Here is a 4,633-nt window from a genome sequence, read left to right on the forward strand (position 1 = left end):
AAACCTAACTTAAACGCCAGCCGGAAAAATAGCTGACAAAAAATACCCGACCCTCACACGGGGGTGTAGAGAGCCGGAACCAAAATAATTGGCACTGACATTCATCGACACACTATTGAGTTCTCAAAGAACACACGCACCAGTAATCTCACGGGAGTATCCCGGTCGATCGGCTGGGCAACTTTTACAGCTTAGCCCGACCATGAACACGGAACCAAATCCGGGTTCGAAGTAGAGCCAGTGTGATCGTCAGGCGCTCATCGTCCAACCTCGTGTCCCCGGCCTCTCGGCCCGGGTCGGTGTCCGTGTCGCTCTGACCTGGAATAAGTTACGTGTCGGTGGAATCGATGTCAAATCGCCTGGTCAACAGGGTTACGTGATCAGCTCACGCGCTCGACTCCGGCGCCCAGCGCGCGCAGGTTCTCCACGAAGTCGGGGTACCCGCGGTCGATGTGGAAGACGTCGTGCACCTCCGTCACGCCGTCGGCGACCAGCCCCGCGAGCACCAGACCGGCGCCCGCGCGAATGTCCGAGGACCAGACCGGCGCGCTCGACAATCGCGGGATACCACGCACCACGGCATGGTGACCGTCGGTGCGGGCGTCGGCGCCCAGGCGAATCATCTCCTCCACGAACCGGAATCGGGCCTCGAAGACGTTCTCGGTGATCATCGAGGTGCCGTCCGCGATGGCCGCGAGGCCGATGGCCATCGGCTGCAGGTCGGTCGGGAAGCCGGGGAACGGCAGCGTCGAGAAGTTCACCGCACGCGGACGTTCGGCCTGCAGAACACGAAACCCGTCCGGCTCGAACGAGATTCGCGCGCCGGCGGACCGCAGCTTGTCCAGCACGAGCGACAGATGTTTGGGGTTGATCCCCGTCACCCGCACGTCGCCCAGCGTCATGGCGGCGGCGATCCCCCACGTGGCGGCGACGATACGGTCGCCGATCACCTGGTGCGTGGTCGGCGAGAGCTTACGCACCCCGTCGATGGTCAGGACCGAGGTGCCCGCACCGCTGATGCGTGCGCCCATCCTGGTCAGCATCGTGCACAGGTCGACGATCTCCGGTTCGCGCGCGGCGTTGTCGATGACCGTCTCGCCCTCGGCCAGCACCGCCGCCATCAGGATGTTCTCGGTCGCCCCGACCGAGGGGAAGTCCAGCCGGATGCGCGCGCCCTGCAACTCGTCGGCACGGGCGACCAGGCAACCGTGCTCGATCTCGCTGGTCGCGCCGAGCAATCGCAACCCCGTCTGGTGCATGTCGAGCGGCCGGGAACCGATCGCGTCACCGCCGGGCAATGCCACCACCGCGCGCTTGCACCGGGCCATCAACGGCCCGAGCACGCAGACCGAGGCCCGGAACTGCGTGACCGCAGGGAAATCCGCGTGGTACTTCGGCTCGGTAGGGGTATCGATGGTCACCACGGAGCCGTCGACCGTCACATCGCAGCCGAGACCTCGCAGCACCTCGGCCATCAGCGGGACATCGAGGATGTCCGGGCAGTTGGTGATCGTCGTCGTGCCCTCGGCCAGCAATGCGGCGGCCATCAGCTTGAGCACGCTGTTCTTGGCACCACCGACCGCCACCTCGCCGGCGAGCCGACTGCCCCCGGTCACCAGAAACCGTTCACTCACGGGGGTCAGCCTAGTGGGCGCGACGAACGATGGTGACCACTCCGCCCGCCCGCTACCCCGCGTTCTCGTCCGAAACGCCCGGGCGCCACAGCACATCGCCGTCCGGATTGGCCACCCGGCCGAGGATGAACAGCAGATCCGACAGCCGATTCAGGTACTTCGCCGGCAATACCGAGGTGTCGTCGGGATGCGCGGCTACCGCCGACCAAGCAGACCGCTCGGTCCGGCGCGCCACCGTCCGCGCGGTGTGCAGCAGCGCCGCCAGCGGTGTGCCGCCCGGCAGAATGAACGAATTCAGCGGCGCCAGACCATCATTGAACCGATCGCACCAGCGCTCCAGCCGGTCGATGTAGTCCTGGGTGATGCGCAGCGGCGGGTACTTCGGCTCGGCGACCACCGGAGTGGACAGGTCGGCGCCGGCGTCGAAGAGATCGTTCTGTATCTGCCGCAGTACCCGTTCGATCTCGGGATCGGGTGCGCCGAGCGCGATTGCGACGCCGATCGCGGCGTTGGTCTCGTCACAGTCGGCATAGGCGACCAGCCGCGCGTCGGTCTTGGACACCCGGGAGAAGTCGCTCAGGCCCGTGGTGCCGTCGTCGCCGGTTCGCGTATAGATCCGAGTCAGGTGCACGCTCACACCACAACCCTAGCGCCGGACGACGATCACCTGCGGCGGCGGATTCGCTCCGAGGGACGGGACTCGACCCAGGACAGGAAGGCCGCCAACGCCCCGCGGTCCAGCGCCAGCTCGTAACTGCCGTCGCCGTCGGAGACCGCGATGACGATGATGTCGTCGGTCATGATGTCGTATTCGTCGCCGACCGGGCCGCGGCGATCGGTGACCTCGATGCCCAGCCGCCGAATCGTGGCGTCGGCACCCAGTTTCACGCTCGTCAACTTGAAGAAGACCAAGCGGTCTTCGTCGTAGCGGATCAGGCCGTGCCGCCAGCCCTGCCCGCCCTTGGCCGGCAGCACGCGCAGAATCGCGGCCGTCCCGCCGCGGCGCAGCATGACGAATCGGTAGATCGAAACCAGCGCCAGGCCGACGAGCAGCAGCACCAGAATGATCAGAAGCACCATCCCGGTCCGCAATCCAGGTCCGTCCCTTCGCCTTTGCCCCTGTGCTGGTGCGGGTGCCGTGCCATCCCCGAACAAGGTCACCGTTGGGGCGAGTCTACAAACAGTCCCATAACGCAGAGCGCCAGCCTAATCGGGCCGGGTGCCCGGGACGCGTGAACGGCGGATTCCGCGTCCCGGGCGATGCGATCCGGGAGTGTGGGCGGCTCAGCCCATGGTGAACGGCTGGCCCCAGACGGTGAGCATGCTCTCGCCCGCTTCGGTCGAGACATCGGCCATCGTGAACGCCCTCGCCTGGGCGTAGCCGCCGCACCCGTTGACGGCGAAGGTCTCGTCGGTCCAGCTGACGCTGGCGTGCGAACCGTCGACCGTGGGGTGCTTCTTGTGAATCTCGTTGCCGTAGTCGTCCGGTTGCTCGATGTCGAGGACGTAGCGGGTCACGGCCTGACCGGGGGCGATGGTGAGGGTTTCGGTGACTCCGATGACCGGTGCCGCCAGCCCCGCGCCACCGGTCTGGGTGCCCTGAGTGTCCGTGTCCTGCGAGTTCAGCGACCCGATGTCCACCTGACAGCCGACCACGTAACCCGGATTCAGCTGAATACTCGCCGAATCCGCGCCGGGGCCGGACACATCGGCGACCACCCGGCCCGATGTCCAGACGTTGCGATGAGTCGGCGTCGCGCCCATGGATCCGCTGATTGTCGCCGACTCGTCCACGATCGACAGCGTCACCACGGTGCCGTCGCCCAGGGTGCGGGTGATCGAACCGCCTTGCAGCGGAACGAACGTATCGGCATTCGCGGCGCCGGAGGAACACAATCCCAGCCCGACGGTCACCGCCGCCAGCAGCCCGGCCGCCCGGCCACGTCGCAGAGTTCTACTGCGGTACATGCGTTTTCCTTTCAGCCGATGCTGAACGGCTGGCCGTACAGCGTGACTTTGTGATAGTCGGGGCCGATGACCTCGACCACGGCGAAACTGCGGGCCTGCGCATAACCGGCGCAGCCCTGCACATCCATCGGAACGTCTTGGTAATTGAGGAAATACCGGCCCGATTTGGTCATGTCCTTGTTGTTGATCTGCACCCATTTCACCTCGCCGGGGCTGATCGGAAAGGACACACCGGCGGTGATGGACGGAGTCGAGGACAGCGTCGCGCCGAGCGAGGGACCGAACGATCCGAGCGCCACCTGGCAACCGACGAGATAGCCGACCGTCAACCCGGAGGAGCCGTGTGTCGACGAATCATTGGTGCCCGGCTCGTTCAACGCGCCATTGTTGGGGCCGATCACACCGGGCGGTGTATCGATGTCGACCGTCACATCGCCGCTGACCCAGGCCGTGCGGCCGGCGCCGTTGGCCGCCAGCGACGGTGCCAGCACTGCATGTTCGCCGGAACTGTGAATAACGACCCCCGCCCGCTCGATATGTCCGTCGGGCAGCGGCACAAAAGTATCCGCCCGCGCGGCGCCCGGCGACCACAGGCCGAATACCGTCGCGATTGTGGCCGCCGCGGCGGTGATACGCAGGAGCAATCGCGTTCCGTTTACCTGATTCTTGATCATCCACCCCTCGCTCATCGTGACGCTTGCGCCGATCAGACAGTGCTGAGGTAATGCTCGGTACTTCAGGTGAAGCTGAAACCTTCGAAAATGCCGAAAGATCGTCGGCGAGTTCGGTCACGAGTGGACCGGTGCTCGATACTAACCCGGGCCGGGTAATTGATTCGTAGCCGGGCAACTGTGTCGCGAATTCGAATCGGACATTGCGAAAAGACTTGTGCCGTCCGGAAAATCGACACAAAACGACGGGGGGCCCCCGGGGAAGGGCCCGGGGGCCCCCGGGGGTGGGACGGGCCGGGGCGGGCGCCCCGGCGCCCCCCCCCCCCCCCCCGGACCGCCCCCGGTTTGAGCCGGGGACCC

At 66.0% G+C, this 4,633-nt stretch carries 5 protein-coding genes; all 5 read right to left on the bottom strand.

Features of this window, described 5'->3' with window-relative positions; genetic code table 11:
- Positions 1–380 precede the first annotated feature (380 nt).
- The 5 genes from murA to QH470_RS31525 all read right to left on the bottom strand — a co-directional run bounded on the left by murA (position 381) and on the right by QH470_RS31525 (position 4,159).
- Positions 381–1,634 (bottom strand): UDP-N-acetylglucosamine 1-carboxyvinyltransferase, encoded by a 1,254-nt coding sequence (gene murA, locus QH470_RS31505; RefSeq protein WP_280276018.1) that lies wholly within the window; start codon positions 1,632–1,634, stop codon positions 381–383.
- A gap of 52 nt (positions 1,635–1,686) precedes the next feature.
- Complete coding sequence (locus QH470_RS31510) at positions 1,687–2,271, bottom strand: cob(I)yrinic acid a,c-diamide adenosyltransferase (protein WP_280276019.1); 585 nt, start codon at positions 2,269–2,271, stop codon at positions 1,687–1,689.
- Between the two features lie 26 nt (positions 2,272–2,297).
- On the bottom strand, positions 2,298–2,714 hold the full coding sequence (locus tag QH470_RS31515) for a DUF2550 domain-containing protein (RefSeq protein ID WP_280276020.1): 417 nt from the start codon (positions 2,712–2,714) through the stop codon (positions 2,298–2,300).
- Positions 2,715–2,918: 204 nt separating this feature from the next.
- Entirely contained in the window at positions 2,919–3,602 is a 684-nt protein-coding gene (locus tag QH470_RS31520) for an MspA family porin (RefSeq protein ID WP_280276021.1), read from the bottom strand.
- 11 nt (positions 3,603–3,613) lie between these two features.
- Entirely contained in the window at positions 3,614–4,159 is a 546-nt protein-coding gene (locus tag QH470_RS31525; protein ID WP_342228477.1) for an MspA family porin, read from the bottom strand.
- Positions 4,160–4,633: the final 474 nt, after the last annotated feature.

Source organism: Nocardia wallacei (assembly GCF_029868745.1).
Lineage (GTDB): Bacteria > Actinomycetota > Actinomycetes > Mycobacteriales > Mycobacteriaceae > Nocardia > Nocardia wallacei_B.

What these genes read in the sequence shown, in the direction of transcription:
- QH470_RS31515 (WP_280276020.1), bottom strand. Translation starts at nt 2,714, where the DNA reads ATGGTGCTTCTGATCATTCTGGTGCTGCTGCTCGTCGGCCTGGCGCTG.
- QH470_RS31520 (WP_280276021.1), bottom strand. Translation starts at nt 3,602, where the DNA reads ATGTACCGCAGTAGAACTCTGCGACGTGGCCGGGCGGCCGGGCTGCTG.